We start from the raw sequence: 20,252 nt of genomic DNA, 5'->3' as shown, positions 1-20,252 counted from the left end.
AATTGTATTAGTTTCAGGGCTTTTCTTAAACAGAAGCCATTTTATAAGCATAGAAATTTAAGAAATATTGATTAAACAAGCAAAAAAACTTAAAGAAAAGAGCCTTTATTAAAGCATGTCTAATATTTTTTCAGAAATTTTCTTTGATTTTTCCTGATCCCTGCATATAATAAGGCATGTATCATCTCCACATAGAGTACCTACTATTTCTTCCCAATCAAGAATATCAATCAATGCGCCGATAGAATGAGCATTTCCCGGCAAGGTTTTTAAAACAATTAAATGCCCAGCATGATCGATGCTAATAAAAGCATCTGTTAAATTTCTTTTTAATTTTTGTAAAGGATTAAATCTTTGATCAGCAGGCAGACTATATTTGTATCGCCCATCATTTAAAGGAATTTTTACTAAATGAAGCTCCTTAATATCTCGTGAAATTGTCGCTTGCGTTACATTAAATCCCGCATTCTTCAATCGGTCTACTAATTCATCTTGGGTTTCAATATCATATGTGGTTATTAATTCTCTTATTTTAATTAGACGTTGACCCTTACTCATCCAAAAACCACCTCATACACGAATCATAAATAATTTCTCTATTTATCAACATGTTAGCTTATTTTAAAATAAATGTACACAGATAAGAAAAGCACCTTGCTCATCTGCCTAGCCACATGGAGCTAGTTACAAAATTTATTCATTCTTATATCATAAAAAAGAAGCAATCAGTGAGATGCTCCTTTTGATAATTCCATATGTGCTTCTTCCACAAGTTGTTTAATTCCAACAGGTATTAGATTATTTCCTTTTTCCTGAGACTCTCCACACCATTTTAAATGGATTAAAAACTCTATATTTCCTTCTCCGCCTGTTATAGGGGAATACGAAATATTTTCGGTGTTATAACCTAATTCAAGCGCCAATCCAATTATCTTATCAATTACTTGTTCATGTACTTTCTTGTCGCGTACAATCCCTTTCTTTCCCACTTGCTCTTTTCCAGCTTCAAATTGGGGTTTAATAAGCGCAATAATGTCACTGTCAGGAACTAATAATGTTTTTAAAACAGGAAAAATTAAGGAAAGTGAAATAAAGGATACATCAATGGTTGCGAAATTAGGCATTTCACCCGCTAGATCCGCAGGGGTTACATACCTAAAATTAGTTCTTTCCATAACGATAACCCGTTCATCTTGCCGAAGCTTCCATGCGAGTTGATTATATCCAACATCCAGTGCATAAGACATTTTTGCTCCATTTTGCAATGCACAGTCCGTAAAACCGCCTGTCGATGCCCCAATATCCAATAAAATTTTATCCTGAATATTAACATTAAAAACCTTTAATGCCTTTTCAAGCTTTAATCCGCCTCGACTAACATAAGGAAGTGCATTCCCTTTTATCATTAAAGGGATATCTTCATTCACTTTTTCCCCAGGTTTATCTAAACGATTTTCGTTGGAAAAAACGAGGCCAGCCATAATCGCCCGCTTCGCTTTTTCCCTTGTTTCTATAAGGCCTCTTTCCACAAGAAGTATATCTAATCGCTGCTTTTTCATCTTCATCATTATGCCCTTTTTTGTTTTTTGGGAGAAATCGAGATAATTTTTTTAACGGCATTTTCTGCTGTAAACCCAATTTCCTCTAATAATTTATCTACATTTCCGTGCTCTATAAATTGATCTGGAATTCCCATTCTGTCAATAACATTGTGATAATACCCATTGTCATGTGCAAATTCTATTACAGAGCTTCCGAATCCGCCTTGAAGGACGGCTTCTTCAATTGTTAAAATCGGTATATTTTGATCTAAAATACTTCTTAGCATTTTTTCATCCAATGGTTTAATGAACCTGGCATTGACCACTTTAACAGAATATCCTTTCTTTAATAAATGATCCGCTGCCTCCATTGCCATTGGTATGGAAGTTCCAAATGTTAATATAGCTGCTTCAGTACCTTCTCGTAATATTTCCCAAGTGCCAATTGGAATTTGTCTAAGATCTTCATCCATCGGAACTCCAACCCCATTTCCGCGGGGATATCTCATGGCAATTGGTCCATTATCATATTTAATTGCGGTATTCACCATATGCTGGCCTTCGTTTTCATCTTTCGGCATCATAATCACCATATTCGGAATATGACGCAAAAAGGCAATATCGAAAACACCTTGATGTGTTTCCCCATCTGCTCCTACTAACCCTGCCCGGTCAATACCAATAAAAACATTTAAGTTCTGACGGCAAATATCATGAACAACCTGATCATATGCACGTTGCAGAAATGTTGAGTAAATGGCAAGGAAAGGCTTCATTTTTTGAGTAGCCAATCCTGCAGCTACTGTTGCAGCATGCTGCTCGGCAATTCCTACATCATACATCCGATCGGGAAGCTGTTCCGCAAATTTTTCGAGCTTGGAACCAACAGGCATTGCGGGAGTAATGGCCACAATACGTTTATCTTTTTTAGCAAGTTTTAATACAGTATCACTAACTAATTTGCTCCATGCTGGAGGCGCATTCACAGGCTTAATTAAATCGCCAGTTTCAATTTTATATTGACCTGTTCCGTGCCATGTTCCAATCGTATCATTCTCCGCAGGTTTATACCCTTTCCCCTTTTTGGTAATGACATGCAAAAGAACTGGACCTTTTGTTTTTTTGGCATATTGAAAATTCTCAAATAAAGCTTCAAAGTTATGACCATCGACAGGACCTAAATAAGTAAATCCTAATTCCTCAAAAAAGATGCCGGACACAACCAGATATTTTAGACTGTCTTTAATTCTTTCAGCGGTTGCTGCCAGTTTTCCGCCTACTGCAGGAATTTTTTTAAGGAGATTTTCTAGTTCATCCTTCGCCCAGCGGTATTTTCCTGCTGTCCGCAATCTTCCCAACACATTATGAAGAGCACCAACATTAGGTGCAATTGACATTTCATTATCATTTAATACCACAATTAAATCTTTTTGTTCATGGCCAATATGATTCAAAGCTTCAAGTGCCATTCCGCCTGTTAAAGCACCGTCACCGATAACAGGGACAATAAAAGATTTTTCCCCTTTGATATCCCTTGCTATTGCCATTCCCATTGCAGCAGATAAGGAAGTAGAACTATGTCCGGTTTCCCATACATCATGTTCACTTTCAGCCATTTTCGGAAATCCGCTGAGTCCTTTATATTGTCTTAATGTATCAAATTGATCTGCACGGCCCGTTAATATTTTATGAACATATGATTGATGCCCTACATCCCATAATATTTTGTCATTGGGACTATCAAAGCATTTATGCAAAGCAAGGGTTAATTCTACAACACCCAGGTTCGGGCCGATATGTCCGCCTGTTTTGGAAATTTTTTCAATTAAAAAATGACGGATTTCCTCACTAAGGTCTTTTAATTGCTCTATATTCATATTCTTTAAAAAGGATGGGTCCTTAATTGATAATAGATCCATGATGGATCACTCACTTTCATAATTAATTCCTTTATAAATGATTATATTATAGCTGTTTTCGTAAATTGTTTTAAATCCTAAACTAGTCTTAGTTTCGGGGGTATCTTTTCATAAAAACTACGGTTATAAGATCTTCTATTACATAAACAACAAAGTTTATGAAAAGAGCCATTAATAATTTCATTTTCTACAATAATAGCCTATATTATTTATTTTAATGGAAAAAGTGCCGCTAACACTAATGTGATAACGGCAACACATTCGACATAAATCATGATTCAGCATTAAAATATGTATAGAGCAATGTATGGATAGTATATCATAACATCCATTTTTACTCAATTGACCCAACAAGGAGTCTTAATGATCTCTAACAGCAATCAGATCTGTCATCTGGGAAAGAAGATCTGTTTGTAATCCTGTTTGTCTTAAAATTCCCTTCGCTTGCTCAATATGATATTGTAGACGTTCCTTAGCTCCTTCTAGCGAAAGAAGTGATGGGTATGTACTTTTATGGTTTGTAACATCACTTCCAATAGTTTTTCCGACAACATCTTGATTTCCTTCAATATCTAAAACATCATCTCTAATTTGAAAGGCTATCCCAATATGATTAGCATATTTTTCAAAGAGTTCCTGCTGTTTCTGGGTCGCACCACCGATCAATGCCCCTGCCATTACAGAAAAGCTAATTAGTTTTCCTGTTTTATTTGCGTGAATATATTCTAATTGATCGATGGACAATGTAGTATTTTCACCTTGCATATCTGCAACCTGTCCGCCCACCATTCCTTCCGCACCTGCGGCAATGGACAACAGTTTCATTAGTTCTAATTTAGCAGTTGGAGTAAGTTGTTGATCTTCTGCGATTAGTTGAAAGCTATACGTTAACAATCCGTCTCCGGCAAGAATTGCAATTGCCTCGCCGTAAACCTTATGATTGGTAGGCTTTCCTCTTCGCAAATCATCATTATCCATCGCAGGAAGATCATCGTGAATAAGCGAATAGGTATGGATCATCTCTACTGCACATGCGCACGCCAAGCCTTTATTAATATCTTGTTTTAAAGCATGCAAAGTGGATAAAAGTAATATGGGGCGGATTCTTTTTCCTCCTGCTTGTAAAGAATAATCCATAGCTTCTTTAATGATAGACGGAGCATTTAATACTGCAATATACTTTGATAGTTCCTTTTCAATTTGAACAATGTATTGCTTCATAAATACATTCAGCTCAGTTGCACTCAATTTACTCGTCCTCCTTGATGATAAACTCCTCTTCCCCATCATCTGTAATTACCTTTGCTAATTGCTCTTCAACATTTTTCAATTTATCGTGGCAAAGCTTGGACAGTTCCATCCCTTGCTTGTAAATATTTAATGCTTCTTCTAAAGGTACATCCCCTTCTTCTAATCGTTGTACAATGACTTCTAATTTTTCCATAGCTTCTTCAAATGTAATATTTTCACTCATCGTTTAAACTCCCTTCTATCTCCTTAACGGTACAATTTAACGTACCATCTGAAACTCTCACTAAAATGGAATCGCCTCTGTTCGCTTGAGAAATACTTTTAAGTAAAGTCTTATTCTCTGTATAGGTTACACTATACCCTCTATCCATTATTTTCAGAGGACTTAACGCTTGTAAAGTGCTTACCATTTGGGAAAAATCCTTCTGTTTATATTGTAAAATGAGATTTAAGTTTTTTTGAAGACCCTTTGTTAATCGTGTGCAGGAGTCCTTTTCCCGTTTTAATTGTTCAGAAGGCCGATTTCGATAAAGCCGTTGTTTCAAAAACTGCAGCTCCGATTTTGCCCGCTCATATAATAAATGATTTTCTCGCGTTAATTTTTCCGTTAAACGATCAATATGTTCCATTTTTTGTTGATATAGTAACTGAGGGTTTTTAAAAATATAAGAACGTTTAATAAAGTCAAGACGTTTCTTTTCATGACGATAAATATCTGATATTCCTCTTATCAAACGGGATTTTTTATTCAATAATCGTTCCATTAATTCTTCAATATGCGGAACAGCAAGTTCAGCAGCACCAGTTGGCGTCGGTGCCCTTAGATCAGCAACAAAATCAGCAATCGTAAAATCTGTCTCGTGTCCAACCGCTGAGATGACCGGAATATTCGATGAAAAAATAGCTCTGGCAACAATTTCTTCATTGAAAGCCCATAATTCTTCTATTGATCCGCCACCGCGTCCGATAATTAGCACATCTGCCTGCTTTAATTCGTTTGCTTTTTGAATTGCTTGAACAATCGATTTAGCGGCATTTTCCCCTTGAACAAGTGCAGGATGTAAATTAATGGCTCCAATCGGATACCTTCTTCTAATGGTCGTAATTATATCCCTGACAGCAGCTCCAGTCGGTGAAGTAATAACCCCGATTACTTTCGGGTATGGAGGAATTTTACGTTTTCTTTCCAAAGAAAAAAGTCCCTCATTTTCTAGTTTTTCCTTGAGCTGCTCATAAGCTAAAAAAAGCCCGCCAATTCCATCAGGCTGCATTTCTTTCACATAAATTTGATACTGACCACTTGCTTCATAAACGGAAATCGAGCCCCTGATTAATACATTCATCCCATTTTCCGGTTCAAATTTTAATTCTTTAGCTGCTGAAGAAAACATAACAGATAGAATACGTGCTTTTGCATCTTTCAATGTAAAATAGATGTGTCCGCTTGAATGCCGTTTAAGATTTGAAATTTCTCCCTTAACATAGATATCTGTTAAATAAGGGTCAGCATCAAATTTTCTTTTTATATACTTTGTTAATGCTTGAACGCTTAAATAATTTGGATTTGACATTATAACACCTTCAATTATGTAAAGCGCAGAGCTGCTTGCGCTAGACAAAGATTAACTCGTTAAATAATTTAAATTAAAAATAACAAACTTTCTTATTATTTGAAGAAAAGCTGCTTCCTGCATTTTTTTGGAAGACAGCTTTTTCTTATTATTATACACTTTTTTACCTTTGTTGGCGATGATGAAAATCGTTCTGTGCGGATTTCAATGTGTTAGAAAGCAGCATGGTTATAGTCATCGGTCCGACTCCACCTGGAACAGGTGTTATGTAAGAAGCTTTCGTTTTAACATGCTCAAAATCCACATCCCCGCATAACTTTCCATATTCATCCCTGTTCATCCCTACATCAATGACAACAGCGTCTTCTTTTACCATGTCTTCTGTCACAAATTTCGCTTTTCCAATAGCTGCAACAAGAATATCTGCCTGCTTGGTGTAGTAGGATAAGTTATTTGTTCTTGAATGACAATAGGTAACAGTTGCATTTTCATTCAAAAATAATTGACCTGCTGGTTTGCCAACGATATTACTTCTACCTATAACGACAACATGTTTTCCTTCAATAGAAATTCCTTCGTGTTTGATCATTTCCATAATGCCAAATGGTGTACATGGCAAGAATGTATCTTGCCCTGTCATCATTTTCCCAATATTAATTGGATGAAATCCATCGACATCTTTTTTCGGAATAATCGTTTCAATAACCCTCTTCTCATTAATCTGGGGCGGTAAGGGTAACTGCACTAAGATACCATGAATAGAACTGTCTGTATTTAGTTCTTTAATTTTTTCAAGTAATTCATTCTCTGTGACTTCTTCGCTTAGTTCTATTAACACCGATTTCATCCCTAATGCATGACAGCTTTTTTGCTTATTCGTTACGTACGTCCTGGAAGCAGGATTATTTCCGACTAAAATGACTGCAAGACCGGGAATAATTCCTCTTTTCGTTAATACTTCCACTTCACTCTTTATTTCCTGACGAATATCTTCAGCAATTTTTTTACCATCAATGATTTTCGCTGACAATCGATCCATCCCCTTATTTGAAATAATAATTCATTTTATGTTTTTTACCATATAAATTATTTCATGAGATTCTTTGTCTAGCGCAAGCAGCTAGGGACTTGTACGTCCTCTCCCTAGGATAAGCCAGCATCGAATCGTCCACGATCGTGTTTCCTACATCTTGCATCGAAGACGAAAATTTCCGTACGCCAGTGCTGCAGCGTTTGCATTTTTCTTCTGATGTCTTTCTTTAAGCGACTAAACAGAGAAGTAAAATACTACTTATTAATATTTTCTTTAATTTTTGATAGGACACCGTTAATAAATTTACTGGACCTTTCATCCCCAAATCGTTTAGAAATTTCCAAAGCTTCATTAATTACCACATTTGACGGGACATCTTCAACATAATTCAATTCATACACCGCTAACCGTAAAATATTTAATTCTACTTTTGCAAGACGATTAACAGACCAGTTTTCAAGATGATTGGAAATGATTTCATCAATTTCCTTTATTTTTTTTGAAGTTCCATGTACCAGCTCGGAAAGATAAGGATCTACAGGTGCACCCTGAAGGATATTTTCCATGGCTTCTTCTGGATTCGCTTCATTCATATCTATTTGAAACAATGCCTGAAGAGCTTTTTCACGAGCCGTTCTTCTTTTCATCATTATGTATTTCTCCTTTTAATTGAAATAATGTGAGGTATATCTTTTTATGCTTTAAATTTATTGTATTACATTCAAAGTGTTACCATAAAAGATAATATCATAAAAGGCTCTTTTCTTATACTGTTGCTTTTGTATTCGAAAAATTCTAGGTAACATCTTATTTGGTTAAACATGAAGAAACATGGTAAGAAAAGATACCCCAAAACAAGGACTAATTAGGATTTATAACAAATGAGGAAAAACCAAAATTAATACGAAAACTGCCTCATAAAAAGGAGAAACTCCGAATGGTTTATAAAAATCTATAAAGCAAATATAGTTTTCAGAAAAATAAAAGAGTGCCTGACACCATCATCAATAAATAGAATGTTTCATCCTACATATTGAAGTAACCATGGTGACAGACACTTAAATGATAACCTCATTTAATTATGAAAGTTCATCTATTTCACTTTCATGCTTTTGATTTTCAAATTGTATCCCTACAATATGAATATTAACTTCATCGGCAACTAAAGCTGTCATATTAATTAAAGCCTGACGAATATTATCTTGAATTTTCCCAGCAACAGTCGGAATCGATACTCCAAAATTCATAATACAGTACACGTCCACTTTAATACCATCATCAGCTAAATCGACTTTTACACCTTTGCCATGATTTTTCCGGCCTAAACGCTCTGCCACACCAGTTGCAAAATTTCCTCGCATTGAAGCAACACCTTCTACTTCAGATGCTGCAATGCCCGCAATAACCTCTATGACCTCAGGAGCAATTTCCACTTTTCCAAGATCATTATTTACTGTCTCCATCTCTAGCATTGGATTTGTTTCTACCATGATCAAACACCTCCATAGAGCATTATTTCATTACATCATATTTTTCTAAAAACTTCGTATTAAAGTCCCCGGATACGAATACCTCATTTTCCAACAATTTCAAATGAAACGGAATGGTTGTGTGAACGCCTTCAACAGCAAATTCACTCAAAGCACGTTTCATTCGGGCAATCGCTTCTTCTCTAGTAGCTCCATAAGAAATAACCTTTGCAATCATGGAATCGTAATAAGGTGGTATTGTATATCCAGGATATGCTGCGGAATCCACACGAATGCCTAAACCACCAGGCGGTAAGTACATATTAATTTTTCCTGCTGAAGGCATAAAGTTTTTCTCGGGATTTTCCGCATTAATACGGCATTCAATTGCCCATCCATTAAACGTCACATCTTCTTGTTTTAAAGATAGCGGTTTACCAGAGGCAACAAATATCATTTCTTTAATTAAATCCACTCCAGTTACAAGCTCTGTTACCGGATGTTCTACTTGAATACGAGTATTCATTTCCATAAAGTAAAACTTTTGATGATTGTAATCATATATAAATTCTACTGTACCTGCGCCGGAATAATCAACCGCTTTGGCAGCTTTAACAGCAGCTTCACCCATTTTCTCACGAATTTCACTTGTTAATGCAGGAGACGGTGTTTCTTCAAGCAATTTTTGTAATCGTCTTTGAATAGAGCAATCTCTCTCCCCTAAGTGAATAACATTCCCATGTTGGTCTGCCATAATTTGAATCTCAACATGGCGGAAATCCTCGATGTATTTTTCAATATAAACACCTGGATTACCAAATGCTGTTGCCGCTTCTTGCTGAGTAATATTGATTCCTTTAATAAGATCTTCTTCTGTTCTAGCAACACGAATTCCTTTTCCACCACCGCCTGCTGTGGCTTTGATAATAACTGGATATTCTATTTTGTTTGCTAATTCAATTGCTTCTTCAATACTCTCAATAATTCCTTGTGATCCAGGTACGATTGGTACTCCAGCAGCTTTCATTGTTTCTCTGGCAACATCCTTCGTACCCATTTTAGAGATTGCCTCTGGGCTTGGACCAATAAAGATAATGTTGCAAGCTCTGCACAGCTCTGCAAAATCTGCATTTTCAGCTAGGAACCCATAACCTGGATGTATTGCATCACAACCGGTTAATTTTGCTATGCTGATAATATTTGTAAAATTTAAATAACTATCCTTTGAAGCTTTTGGACCAATACAATAAGCTTCATCTGCCATCTGAACATGAAGAGCTTCTTTATCTGCTTCAGAATAAACAGATACTGCCTCTATTCCTAAATCACGGCATGCACGAATTATCCGGACAGCAATCTCTCCTCGATTAGCAATTAAGATTTTCTTTATCACTGATGATCGCTCCTTACTTCGTCTTTACCAAGAATAGTGGTTGTCCATATTCAACAAGTTGTCCATCTTTTACTAGGATTTCCACAATTTCTCCTTCAACCTCTGCTTCAATCTCATTGAAAAGCTTCATCGCTTCCACAATACATACAATAGAGTCGCTTTTTACTTGTGATCCTACTTTTACATAGGCATCTTTATCAGGTGATGGTGATTGATAGAAAGTACCTACCATTGGAGAAACAATTTTATGTAAGTTTGCATCTTGTGCAGGAGCTTGCTCTACCTTTCCATCAACACGATTTGTCATTGCATTTTCAACTGGTGCAGCTGCCTGAACCTGCGGTACACTTTGTACTACTTGTTGCTGAACTGGTTGAGCAACGACTTGCGTTTCAACTACAGCTACATCAGAACGTTTTTTCATTTTTATTGAAGCACCTTCGCCTTCAAATTCAAATTCATCAATGCTTGACTGATCAACAAGTTTAATAATTTCGCGTATTTCTTGAATTTTAAACATATTACACCTCTTCTAAAATTTATGGAACGATACGAATAGTATTTCCATGCTGATTTTAAGGTAGCTGTTACCCAGATTTATATAATAATAAACTTTCTTTAAAAAAAATAGGGTAACAAATATTAGGACTAACTATTAATATCATACGATAACATAGATTAAAAATTCAACCGTCTGGAAAAAGTGTAATATAAATTAATAAAAAAACAAAAAAAGGGAAATTTATTTTCCCTTATTTTTGAAACTCAACAGCTACTTGTGGAGAACTTCCAATTTGCTGTTCAACAAGTTTTATAATATCGTTTGCCGCAGCTGTGCTCTGTTCTTTGGATTTTACTGTAATATTAATATTTGTGCCGTCAGATTCAACCAAAGCATCTTTATAACCATGTGATTTTATTAATGTCTCTAATGCTTGTTCCTGCTGTGCTGTGTCTTTAAGTTTTTGCATTTCATCATATATTTTATTTTTATCATCTGCGGATAAATTTGTAGTGGCCAATTTATTTGTTAATTGTTCTTGTAATTTACTTCTTTCATCATCTCTTGAAATGCGCATTGCTTCAAATGCCTGATCCCCTGCAACTTGTGTTGAAATATTTACTTTTCCATCTTTTTTAGATGTTGTAGAATTGGCTTTATCACTAGTATTTTTTCCGTTTTTATCTACCATCGCCAAATCATTATTTGTTTTTGGATCAGAAGTAACATAGTAGACTGATAGAACTACGACTAGACTAAGCATTGTTAATAACCAAACTGTTTGTTTTTTAAGTAACATTTTAAATCCCCCTTAATTTTTTTTCGGTAAAACCGTTACCTTATAATCTGGAACATCAAATGTTCTAGCTACTGCTTCTTTCACCCATCTTTGAATAGTTATATTTTTTGCCCCTTCTGCTACGACAAGGACACCAGCGATATTTGGTTTCTTTGTTTCTGTAACAATAGGAGTCTCATTTTCTCCATTTCGGATGATTACTAGCTTTTCATCCTGAGAAAGATCTTCTACCTTTCGTTCACCGCCATTTCGGTCTGTTTCCGTTGTTGTTTGATTTTGAGTGGTGGTGTTTTTTTCATACACTTTGCTTTCCGTTGATCCAACATTCACAACTACTTTTACCTTGCCGACACCGTCTATTTGTTCCAAAGCATCTTTTAATTCACTTTCGTACTGTTCCTCGTAGTCTTTCATCGATTTAGCTTGTTTCTTCGATGAACCAGTTCCAAAAGTTGCAACATCTTTTTGATTACTTGGCTGGTTAAAGACAGGTGTGGAATTATCGTTTTGGCTTTTATTCCAGATGTTGCTGATTAGCATGATAGCAATCCCAAAGAGCAGAAGAATTAAGAAATATTGAAGCCTATTATTTTTTTTCCCGCTTCCTTGGTTCTCTTTTGATGAAAAAAGCTTTTCTTTTATCCAGTCGAAGGGCCCTTTATTTTCGCTCATGTAGCTACCTGTTCCCCCTTTCAAAATGTAGCTCTATCGATTGGTTCGTTAAGTTCCACTGTTTAGTTAAGAATGTACTAATACTTTGCGTTTCTGCGGAATTTTGATTATCAACTGGTTTTTGCGTATCAATTTTGATAGGTTCAATGGTTGCTATTGCCGTTTCATCCTTTACATCCTTCAAATAAAGGATAATTTTATCGATATTGTCTACAGATACTTTGCTATAATCTTTCATCGTAATGGAGATATCACCATCTATGCTTTTTCCAAAACGGTCTATCAACTCCTTATTTACATCTTTTTTCATTTGGACAGCCACTTGTTTTAATTTATATGCATCTTGGGAGGCTTGTATTTCTTTTTTTTTCATTTCTATTGAATTTTCTACTTGATTTTTGTTTACAAACGATTTGGCGGATACTTGTGCCATAAGACTATCAAAATCCTGCGAAAAAATTTTCAAAACTGGCGTCAGGATAATAGCGATTAATAATAATCCGGTGACTAGTTTTGTATATTTTTTCATCGAAGAGCTTGGGAGCAGCATGTCCACAATCATGGCTAAAAGGATAAACACAATAATGTTCATGATCCATTCCGTTAAAAAATGCATGGAGTTCCCTCCATTCTGTTAAATTTATTCATGTCTTATCGCATCATCATCGTTATATTTCCAGCCGTTATGATGATGGTAAGACTAAGAAAAAACATAATCGCTACAATGGCTAGTGCCGCAAATACATAGATCATATTTTTGCTGATTGTATCTAAGCATGCTATGACAGGACCATTTCCAACTGGCTGAAGGATTGCGGCTGTAAATTTAAACATAAAGGCTAACGTGAGAATTTTTATGGCAGGAAATGCCGCAATAATTAAGACAATTGCTACACCCGCTAGCCCCAATGTATTTTTCAATAGAACAGAGGCACTTATAACTGTATCCGCAGCATCGGTAAACATCCTTCCAATGACAGGGATGAAATTTCCGGTTACAAATTTTGCTGTTCGGATGGAAATACCATCCGTTACCGCCGTTGCAGTTCCTTGCACGGAAATTACCCCTAAAAAAATCGTCATAAATATTCCTAATAAACCGATAGAGCAATTTCTTAATAGTTGTGCTAATTGGGTTGCTTTATATTGTTCTGAAAGCGTGCTGACAATGCTTAACAAGGTTGATAATAAAAGAAGTGGCAGAACAACATATTGGACGAGAATGCCGCTTGTATTCATGAGGAAAATAATCACAGGATGGAAAAATGCAGCAGATGCTATCCCTCCAGAAGTAGAAATTAGAGCTAAAAGTAATGGTATTAGCGCCAGTATAAAATTTATCATCATACTAACCGCATCTTTTGTATAATTAATTGCAACATGAAAGCTATTGAGAGCAATAATTATCAATACCATAAAAACAATCGAATAAGCTACTTTGCTTATAGTCCCTTGTTCAAATGCATTGTGCAAGGATTGAAGAAATAAGCTAAATATGGTTAAAATAATCAAGGACCCCAGCAACTTCCCATTCATCACAATTTCCTGAAACATAAACTTAAGAATTCCATGAAACCATTGATTTAAGGAAAAGCTTTTGTCTCCTTTAATAAAATCAACTAGGCTGCCTTTTTGACTGTCTGGTAGAAAACCTCCGTACTCATCCACAATCTTTTGCCAATATCCTGTTAGATCGTTTATTCCTAAATCATCCATTTGTTTATTCACGAGCTCGTCTTGTAAAGCTTCTCCTTTATTTTCATCAGTAGCTGCCAATACCGTGTTTTGTCCAATAAAAAATAGGAATAATACTATTAATAACTGCATCCATTGCCGCAATTCGTTTCACCTCTTTATTGCTTGTCCGTCTTATCCGCTTGGAATAAGATTGATGACAGTCTCAATAAGTACACTTAATATTGGTATAGACATTGCTAAAATAATTATTTTTCCTGCTAATTCTACTTTCGCTGCCATTGCACCTTGACCAGCATCCTTAGAGATATGGGAGGCAAATTCTGCAATATAAGCTACTCCGATAATTTTTAAAATAGTTTCGACATAGATAGTATTTACATTTGCATTTGAAGCAATTTTTTGTACCATATGAATGATTTCTCTCAATTGGTCTACAAGGAATAGAAATATAGCACAACCTACAAATAATACTAATAGAAAAGCAAAATTAGGCTTTTGTTCCTTAATAATCAAGGCTAAAAAGGTTGTGATGAGAGATATTCCCACTATCTGTATAATTTCAATTCTTAAGCCCTCCCTTTTTCATATAAAATAAAAATCTTACGATGTTCTATTGAAATAGAAATACAGATTTTATCTTTCCGAATAAATCACCAACGATAGAGGCAACCATAAACAAGATATATATAAAGCCGAATAGCGTTACCCATTGGGCATACTCTTTTTTGCCAACTTGATCCAAAATGGTATGCAGAAATGCGACAACAATTCCGACTCCTGCGATTTTAAATATGATATCAACATCAATCCCCACTATTTCTCCTCCCTACTCACTACATCAATAAAATGACAATTAATAGACCTGATAAAAACCCCATACTCTTCACCATTTTTTCATAACGCTGCTGCCTTTCATGCGCATCCGCTTCTTCCCTTTCCAAATGCGTAATGGTAAGATTAATATTTTTTTGCTCAGTAAGGCGATCATGCTTTCCTAAGTTTTCTCCAAATTGAGTTAATATCTCGTACTCATTTTGTTTTAGGGATGTCATCTTCCAAATTTCTTGCAAGCTTGATTCCCATGCATTTTTTACAGTCGTTTCGACGGTAAGAAGTTTGGCAGAGAAGGATGAAAAAAAAATGGAAAGTGGCTTCGGAAATTGAGTTGAAAGCTTTCTTGCTGCTTCATGCAATGGAGTATGGCCGTACATAATTTCTGCTTCAAGTGATTGCAATGCTGATTTAAACCATCGTAATTGTTTAGGTCGCTCTGTTAAATGTTTAGATATTTCAAATCCTGCCCAAGTGGTTGAAAATATAATAAAAATGGCACCAATAATTTTTATCAAGTTGAAACACCTGCTTTAAATGTCAATTCTTTACCGCGGCCATCTCTAATTTTTTTTATCGTTCCAGGTCCGTTCATGCGTGATAACTCTATATACCTCTCAAAAACTTCTAACTGCAAAATTTCTTTTAAAATAGGTCTTTTTTGAATTTCTTCGAGGGAATTTCCGTGAGTGGTCATCACTAAAATGATTCCCGCATTAATAGCTTCCATAATTGCTGTGCTGTCTTCCTCTCGTCCAATTTCATCTACTATTAATACATCAGGGCTCATAGAGCGAATCATCATCATCATACCTTCAGCCTTCGGACAAGCATCCAGTATATCCACTCTAGGACCGAATTGTAATTGGGGAACACCTCGCACACAGCCCGCGATTTCCGATCTCTCATCGACAATTCCTACTTTCATTGGTGGAATGTGCTTGTCCTTTAAGCCAGTTGAAATGAGTCTGGCAATATCCCGTAAATAAGTGGTCTTCCCCGTTTGTGGAGGACCGATTATCATTGTATGATGCCATCTATTTTGATATAGGTACGGAATAAAGTTTTCCGCAACCCCTATCTTTTCCTTTGCAATCCTTATATTGAAGGAGGATAAATTTCTAATTGCTTTTACATAACCATTTTCTAGGATTACTTTACCCGCAAGGCCAACCCTGTGCCCTCCATCAACGGTAATATAGCCTTTTTTTAATTCTTCATCTAAAGTATAGAAGGAATGATTGGCAATTCGATTCATGAATTGCTCAGCATCCTCTTCCTTTACTATATAGGGGAGGAATAATGGTTCATTCCTCGCTATTACCTCTAAAGGTCGACTAATTCGGATGCGAATTTCTTCTAACGAATCTTGGATGGGAGTCGGTAATTCTTGTATTTTTCCGGAAATTGTTTTTGGCAATAAGGCTAATATGTTTTCCATCACTGATTCCTCCTTTTGTACAGCCCTCCCGATACTAAATGTATTCGATTCTATCAAAATTATGACTTGGAAAAATAGGCATAAAAAAAGAAATCGAAATTGCTTTCGATTTCTTCGACTTTCATTTTTCATTTATTTAGGCTCTTGAAACGTAAGAACCATCACTAGTATTGATAATTAGCCTGTCGCCTTCATTTACAAAGAAAGGAACTTGAACAACTAAACCAGTTTCCACTGTAGCTGGCTTAGAACCGCCAGAAGCAGTATCTCCTTTAATACCTGGTTCCGTTTCTGTAACAGTTAACTCAACTGTATTAGGAAGCTCTACTCCTAGTGTTTCTGTTTGGAACATCATAATGTTTACTTCCATATTTTCTTTTAAAAATTTTAATTCATATTCAATAGAAGATGTAGGCAATTCAATTTGTTCATATGTTTCATTATCCATAAACACATGAGAATCACCGTTTGCATATAAGTATTGCATTCTGCGGTTATCAATTTGAGCCTTTTCTACCTTTTCGCCGGCGCGAAAAGTTTTCTCTTGAATTGCGCCAGTTCTTAGGTTACGTAGTTTTGAACGGACAAAAGCTGCACCTTTTCCTGGTTTTACGTGTTGGAAATCCATTACACGCCAAATTCCTCCGTCCACTTCGATTGTTAGACCTGTACGAAAATCATTTACAGAAATCATGCTTTTCTTTTCCTCCTCGTTTATATGACAATCCTATGGTGCTGAAATTTCACCCGTGCATCCATTCTACAGTATTATTAAATCCTTTGTGGAATGTGTGATGGTTTCGTTTGAGTTATCTGTGATTAATGTATCATCTTCTATTCTTACGCCGCCCAGTCCCGGAACATAAATTCCCGGCTCCACTGTAACAACCATTCCTGGTTTCAGAACGATATCCGAACGGACGGATAAGGATGGTCCTTCATGAACCTCAAGACCAATTCCATGCCCTAAGGAATGGCCGAAATATTCCCCATAACCATGGTTTGCTATATAATCACGAGCAATAGCATCGGCTTCAATTCCTGTCATTCCAGGTTTGATTTTTTCAATGGAAAGTAATTGAGATTCTAATACAATATTATAAATTTCTTTTAGCTTTGCAGGTGGTTCACCAACCGCTACTGTTCGCGTAATATCGGACACATAGCCTTTATAAAGAGCTCCGTAATCTAAAGTAACAAAGTCGCCTTTTTCGATAACTTTGTCACTTGCCACTCCATGTGGAAGAGCGGAACGAGTTCCAGATGCTACGATAGTGTTGAAAGAAGAAGAGGTCGCTCCACATTTTCTCATAAAAAACTCAAGCTCATTCGAAACTTCAAGCTCTGTCAATCCCGGTTTAATATAATCTATAATATGTTTGAATGCCGCATCCGCTATGTCGGCAGCTTCCTTTAATATCTTAATCTCTGATTCAGTCTTTATCAAGCGTAAATTTTCAATAAGGTTTGTGACTGGCACTAATTCTGCTTGGATTTCCTTTTGATATGTTTGGAAAGAAGAATATGTTACATAGTCTTGTTCAAATCCTAGTTTTTTTATGCCAAGCTGTTTAACCTGACTCGCTATTTCCTCATGGATAAGGCCTTTGTGTTGAACAATTGTAAAGCCTTCAGCCTGTTTAGAAGCTTGTTCTACATAACGGAAATCAGTAATAAACAAAGCTTTATCTTGGCTTATAAGGACTACTCCCGCTGTTCCGGTAAAATTTGAAATATATCGGCGATTATAATCACTAGTAATTAAAATTCCATCTATTCCATTTCCCCGAAATGCCTCACGTAATTTATCCAGTTTTTTCATTTCATTCTCCCCTTTTTATGTATTCAAGCAATGCTTTTAAAGCTAATTCATAACCAAAAAAACCAAAACCAACAATTTGGCCAACTGTAACTGGCGCAGTGACAGATTCTCTTCTAAAAGATTCCCTTGCATGTACATTTGAAATATGCACTTCAACAACAGGAACATTGACTGAAGCTATCGCATCACGAATAGCATAACTATAATGTGTAAAAGCCCCTGGGTTTAAAATAATCCCTGTATAGTTTTCCTCTTCTGCATGATGTATTTGGTCAATTAAGTCGCCTTCGTGGTTGGACTGAAATGCTTCCGTGACAGCACCATAGGAAGCAGCTGTTTTTTTTAGATCTTCAATTAAATAATCGAGTGTATTGTTTCCATAAATTGTAGGTTCTCTTTTCCCAAGCAAATTTAAATTTGGACCATTTAGAACTAAGATTTTTTTCATTTTTTTACACCTTTTTATGTAAGAATGTTCAACATATTCATTCTATCATAAAAAATGAAAACGAAACTAGCCATGCGATAAAAAGCAAATTAACTTTTCATATCCTTATTTTTTTCTTTATTTTTATCCTGATAATGTGTTCTTTCATTTTGTTCATAAGATATAGAGTACCCTATGAAAACTCCGTACAGAATATATAAACACGCACATGTGATAATCGTATTTAAATCCAGTTTTAGAAACGGCTTCATACCTGGAAAAATCGGATTTAATATGATAAACACTATTAAAAATAATACAATGCCGTAAATGGCCCCAACCCATATTGTTTTAAATTTTTTTAAAATTGCGTAATATATAAATGAAACGGGAATGGAAATAATGCCATATGCGATAATGGAACTGACTATCCCAATCCAGCTTTCTCTCCAAGAACCAACAGTAAACGGCTCTAAAATAATGTTAGGTTCCACTTTAATAAAGTTTAAATAATAAGTAAAATATCCTACTGCACTCCACAAAAGTCCTCCGAAGAATCCGGTGATAAAAACCATCTTAGCAAAAGAACCCGCTTCATTGAATCCAGCTTCTTCATGTTTCGAATCCATGTAATTCACCTCCAAAAATTAAGGAGCTTTTGACACAATTGTTTCAAAGTCCTTATTAGTAGAATAACCATATCTATTCCAGCTAGTCGTATAACGTTTTTTTTAGTAAAATGAATATAACTCTATACGAGAGGGAGATATCGAAAATTCGATTCTTTATTAGAAAATAGGCTGGTGACTTTCATGGATAATCAAAAAGCCCCTTCTTACGGTGGGCAAGCAGTTATAGAGGGAGTAATGTTTGGTGGAAAATATCAAACCGTTACGGCGGTACGACGAAAGGATTCTTCCATCGAATATTTTTATTTACCTCGTAAAACAAGGCCTGTGTTACAAATGCTAAAAAAGATACCATTTCTTAGAGGGATTATTGCGATAATAGAAGCAAGCGCGAACGGATCCCAGCATTTAAGCTTTTCAAGCGAGAAATTTGAAGTAGATCCTAATGACGATGAAAAAATAAAGGATGAAAAGGTTTCCAAAACAACCATGGTCATAGGTGTTGCAACCCTTGGCGTACTTTCTTTTTTATTTGGTAAGTTTGTTTTTACACTTGTCCCTATATTTCTTGCAGCTTTGTTTAAACCCATCCTATCAAATGATGTCGCACAAGTATTACTTGAGGGATTTTTTAAGCTTCTTCTATTGTTGGGATATATTTATTTTGTATCCTTAACACCTCTTATTAAGCGTGTTTTTCAATATCATGGGGCAGAACACAAGGTAATCAATACCTTTGAAAATAATTTAGAGCTTACAGTAGAAAATGTGCAATCACAGTCACGATTGCATTATCGTTGCGGAAGCAGTTTTATTCTATTTACAGTTTTCATCGGCGTCATCATATATTTATTCGTTCCGACAAGTCCATTATGGTTAAGGATTGTGGATCGAATTGCTCTTATTCCTGTTGTACTTGGAGTCTCATTTGAGGTTTTGCAATTTACAAATAAATTACGGGAAATCCCTGTTCTAAGATACCTTGGATATCCCGGATTATGGCTACAGCTCCTAACAACAAAGGAACCAACAGATGATCAGGTAGAAGTTGCAATTGCATCATTTAAAGAATTGCTACGGGTGGAAAACGAGAAAAAAGACATTTCCGCGGAAACACCGAATATGTCCCTATAAAATAGATTGTTTACCAAACTGATAAATGGGTCTGCGGTCCGAATTGCTTTCTCTGAGAAAGTTATATTCCTTTTAAAAACTTATTATAGGCAATATCGGCCGCATACCGATTTGTTTTTT

24 protein-coding genes are annotated in these 20,252 nt (G+C 35.8%); 1 reads left to right on the top strand and 23 read right to left on the bottom strand.

Annotated features, from left to right (window positions below; genetic code table 11):
- Positions 1 to 108: 108 nt before the first annotated feature.
- The 23 genes from ahrC to AN964_RS08720 all read right to left on the bottom strand — a co-directional run bounded on the left by ahrC (position 109) and on the right by AN964_RS08720 (position 18,998).
- Positions 109 to 558 carry a transcriptional regulator AhrC/ArgR gene (ahrC, locus tag AN964_RS08830; protein WP_055739325.1) on the bottom strand — a complete coding sequence of 150 codons (450 nt, stop codon included), beginning with the start codon at positions 556 to 558 and terminating at the stop codon, positions 109 to 111.
- 167 nt (positions 559 to 725) lie between these two features.
- The gene (locus AN964_RS08825) at positions 726 to 1,565 is read right to left on the bottom strand and encodes a TlyA family RNA methyltransferase (protein WP_055739324.1); all 840 of its coding nucleotides are present in this window, start codon (positions 1,563 to 1,565) and stop codon (positions 726 to 728) included.
- 2 nt (positions 1,566 to 1,567) lie between these two features.
- Positions 1,568 to 3,460 carry a 1-deoxy-D-xylulose-5-phosphate synthase gene (gene dxs / locus AN964_RS08820; RefSeq protein WP_055739323.1) on the bottom strand — a complete coding sequence of 631 codons (1,893 nt, stop codon included), beginning with the start codon at positions 3,458 to 3,460 and terminating at the stop codon, positions 1,568 to 1,570.
- Positions 3,461 to 3,820: 360 nt separating this feature from the next.
- On the bottom strand, positions 3,821 to 4,681 hold the full coding sequence (locus AN964_RS08815) for a polyprenyl synthetase family protein (RefSeq protein WP_055741190.1): 861 nt from the start codon (positions 4,679 to 4,681) through the stop codon (positions 3,821 to 3,823).
- 28 nt (positions 4,682 to 4,709) lie between these two features.
- A complete protein-coding gene (gene xseB / locus AN964_RS08810) occupies positions 4,710 to 4,934 on the bottom strand; it encodes an exodeoxyribonuclease VII small subunit (RefSeq protein ID WP_055739322.1) in 225 nt (74 codons plus the stop codon).
- Complete coding sequence (gene xseA / locus AN964_RS08805) at positions 4,927 to 6,282, bottom strand: exodeoxyribonuclease VII large subunit (protein WP_055739321.1); 1,356 nt, start codon at positions 6,280 to 6,282, stop codon at positions 4,927 to 4,929. The genes xseB and xseA overlap by 8 nt, the downstream gene beginning before the upstream one ends.
- A 163-nt stretch (positions 6,283 to 6,445) precedes the next feature.
- Positions 6,446 to 7,312, bottom strand: a complete 867-nt coding sequence (gene folD / locus AN964_RS08800) for a bifunctional methylenetetrahydrofolate dehydrogenase/methenyltetrahydrofolate cyclohydrolase FolD (RefSeq protein ID WP_055739320.1) — start codon at positions 7,310 to 7,312, stop codon at positions 6,446 to 6,448.
- 257 nt (positions 7,313 to 7,569) lie between these two features.
- On the bottom strand, positions 7,570 to 7,962 hold the full coding sequence (gene nusB, locus AN964_RS08795; protein ID WP_055741189.1) for a transcription antitermination factor NusB: 393 nt from the start codon (positions 7,960 to 7,962) through the stop codon (positions 7,570 to 7,572).
- Between the two features lie 432 nt (positions 7,963 to 8,394).
- On the bottom strand, positions 8,395 to 8,805 hold the full coding sequence (locus AN964_RS08790; protein WP_055739319.1) for an Asp23/Gls24 family envelope stress response protein: 411 nt from the start codon (positions 8,803 to 8,805) through the stop codon (positions 8,395 to 8,397).
- Positions 8,806 to 8,827: 22 nt separating this feature from the next.
- Positions 8,828 to 10,177: an acetyl-CoA carboxylase biotin carboxylase subunit gene (accC, locus tag AN964_RS08785; RefSeq protein ID WP_055739318.1), complete on the bottom strand. Its 1,350-nt coding sequence runs from the start codon at positions 10,175 to 10,177 to the stop codon at positions 8,828 to 8,830.
- 13 nt (positions 10,178 to 10,190) lie between these two features.
- Positions 10,191 to 10,697, bottom strand: coding sequence for an acetyl-CoA carboxylase biotin carboxyl carrier protein (gene accB / locus AN964_RS08780; RefSeq protein ID WP_055739317.1), 507 nt, complete (start codon positions 10,695 to 10,697; stop codon positions 10,191 to 10,193).
- A gap of 232 nt (positions 10,698 to 10,929) precedes the next feature.
- Positions 10,930 to 11,478 (bottom strand): SpoIIIAH-like family protein, encoded by a 549-nt coding sequence (locus tag AN964_RS08775; RefSeq protein WP_055739316.1) that lies wholly within the window; start codon positions 11,476 to 11,478, stop codon positions 10,930 to 10,932.
- A 12-nt stretch (positions 11,479 to 11,490) separates the two neighbouring features.
- Positions 11,491 to 12,150, bottom strand: coding sequence for a stage III sporulation protein AG (spoIIIAG, locus tag AN964_RS08770; RefSeq protein ID WP_055739315.1), 660 nt, complete (start codon positions 12,148 to 12,150; stop codon positions 11,491 to 11,493).
- A 4-nt stretch (positions 12,151 to 12,154) separates the two neighbouring features.
- Entirely contained in the window at positions 12,155 to 12,766 is a 612-nt protein-coding gene (gene spoIIIAF, locus AN964_RS08765) for a stage III sporulation protein AF (RefSeq protein ID WP_055739314.1), read from the bottom strand.
- A 35-nt stretch (positions 12,767 to 12,801) separates the two neighbouring features.
- Entirely contained in the window at positions 12,802 to 13,989 is a 1,188-nt protein-coding gene (gene spoIIIAE / locus AN964_RS08760) for a stage III sporulation protein AE (RefSeq protein ID WP_235950591.1), read from the bottom strand.
- Between the two features lie 30 nt (positions 13,990 to 14,019).
- A complete protein-coding gene (spoIIIAD, locus tag AN964_RS08755) occupies positions 14,020 to 14,403 on the bottom strand; it encodes a stage III sporulation protein AD (protein ID WP_055739313.1) in 384 nt (127 codons plus the stop codon).
- Positions 14,404 to 14,458: 55 nt separating this feature from the next.
- The gene (gene spoIIIAC, locus AN964_RS08750) at positions 14,459 to 14,662 is read right to left on the bottom strand and encodes a stage III sporulation protein AC (RefSeq protein ID WP_055739312.1); all 204 of its coding nucleotides are present in this window, start codon (positions 14,660 to 14,662) and stop codon (positions 14,459 to 14,461) included.
- A gap of 19 nt (positions 14,663 to 14,681) precedes the next feature.
- Positions 14,682 to 15,197 carry a stage III sporulation protein SpoIIIAB gene (gene spoIIIAB / locus AN964_RS08745; RefSeq protein WP_055739311.1) on the bottom strand — a complete coding sequence of 172 codons (516 nt, stop codon included), beginning with the start codon at positions 15,195 to 15,197 and terminating at the stop codon, positions 14,682 to 14,684.
- The gene (gene spoIIIAA, locus AN964_RS08740) at positions 15,194 to 16,120 is read right to left on the bottom strand and encodes a stage III sporulation protein AA (protein WP_055739310.1); all 927 of its coding nucleotides are present in this window, start codon (positions 16,118 to 16,120) and stop codon (positions 15,194 to 15,196) included. The genes spoIIIAB and spoIIIAA overlap by 4 nt, the downstream gene beginning before the upstream one ends.
- Positions 16,121 to 16,256: 136 nt before the next feature.
- Entirely contained in the window at positions 16,257 to 16,814 is a 558-nt protein-coding gene (gene efp / locus AN964_RS08735; RefSeq protein WP_055739309.1) for an elongation factor P, read from the bottom strand.
- Between the two features lie 66 nt (positions 16,815 to 16,880).
- Positions 16,881 to 17,942, bottom strand: a complete 1,062-nt coding sequence (locus AN964_RS08730; protein WP_055739308.1) for a M24 family metallopeptidase — start codon at positions 17,940 to 17,942, stop codon at positions 16,881 to 16,883.
- Position 17,943: 1 nt separating this feature from the next.
- On the bottom strand, positions 17,944 to 18,390 hold the full coding sequence (gene aroQ, locus AN964_RS08725; protein ID WP_055739307.1) for a type II 3-dehydroquinate dehydratase: 447 nt from the start codon (positions 18,388 to 18,390) through the stop codon (positions 17,944 to 17,946).
- A gap of 89 nt (positions 18,391 to 18,479) precedes the next feature.
- On the bottom strand, positions 18,480 to 18,998 hold the full coding sequence (locus AN964_RS08720; RefSeq protein WP_055739306.1) for a YqhR family membrane protein: 519 nt from the start codon (positions 18,996 to 18,998) through the stop codon (positions 18,480 to 18,482).
- Positions 18,999 to 19,181: 183 nt separating this feature from the next.
- Here AN964_RS08720 and AN964_RS08715 point away from each other — a divergent pair, with 183 nt between their 5' ends.
- Positions 19,182 to 20,132: a DUF1385 domain-containing protein gene (locus AN964_RS08715; protein ID WP_055739305.1), complete on the top strand. Its 951-nt coding sequence runs from the start codon at positions 19,182 to 19,184 to the stop codon at positions 20,130 to 20,132.
- Positions 20,133 to 20,252 lie beyond the last annotated feature (120 nt).

This window comes from Heyndrickxia shackletonii, assembly GCF_001420715.1.
GTDB lineage: Bacteria > Bacillota > Bacilli > Bacillales > Bacillaceae_C > Margalitia > Margalitia shackletonii.
The sequence above is the reverse complement of the archived record's forward strand: the minus strand, read 5'-3'. Positions and strand labels throughout refer to the sequence as shown.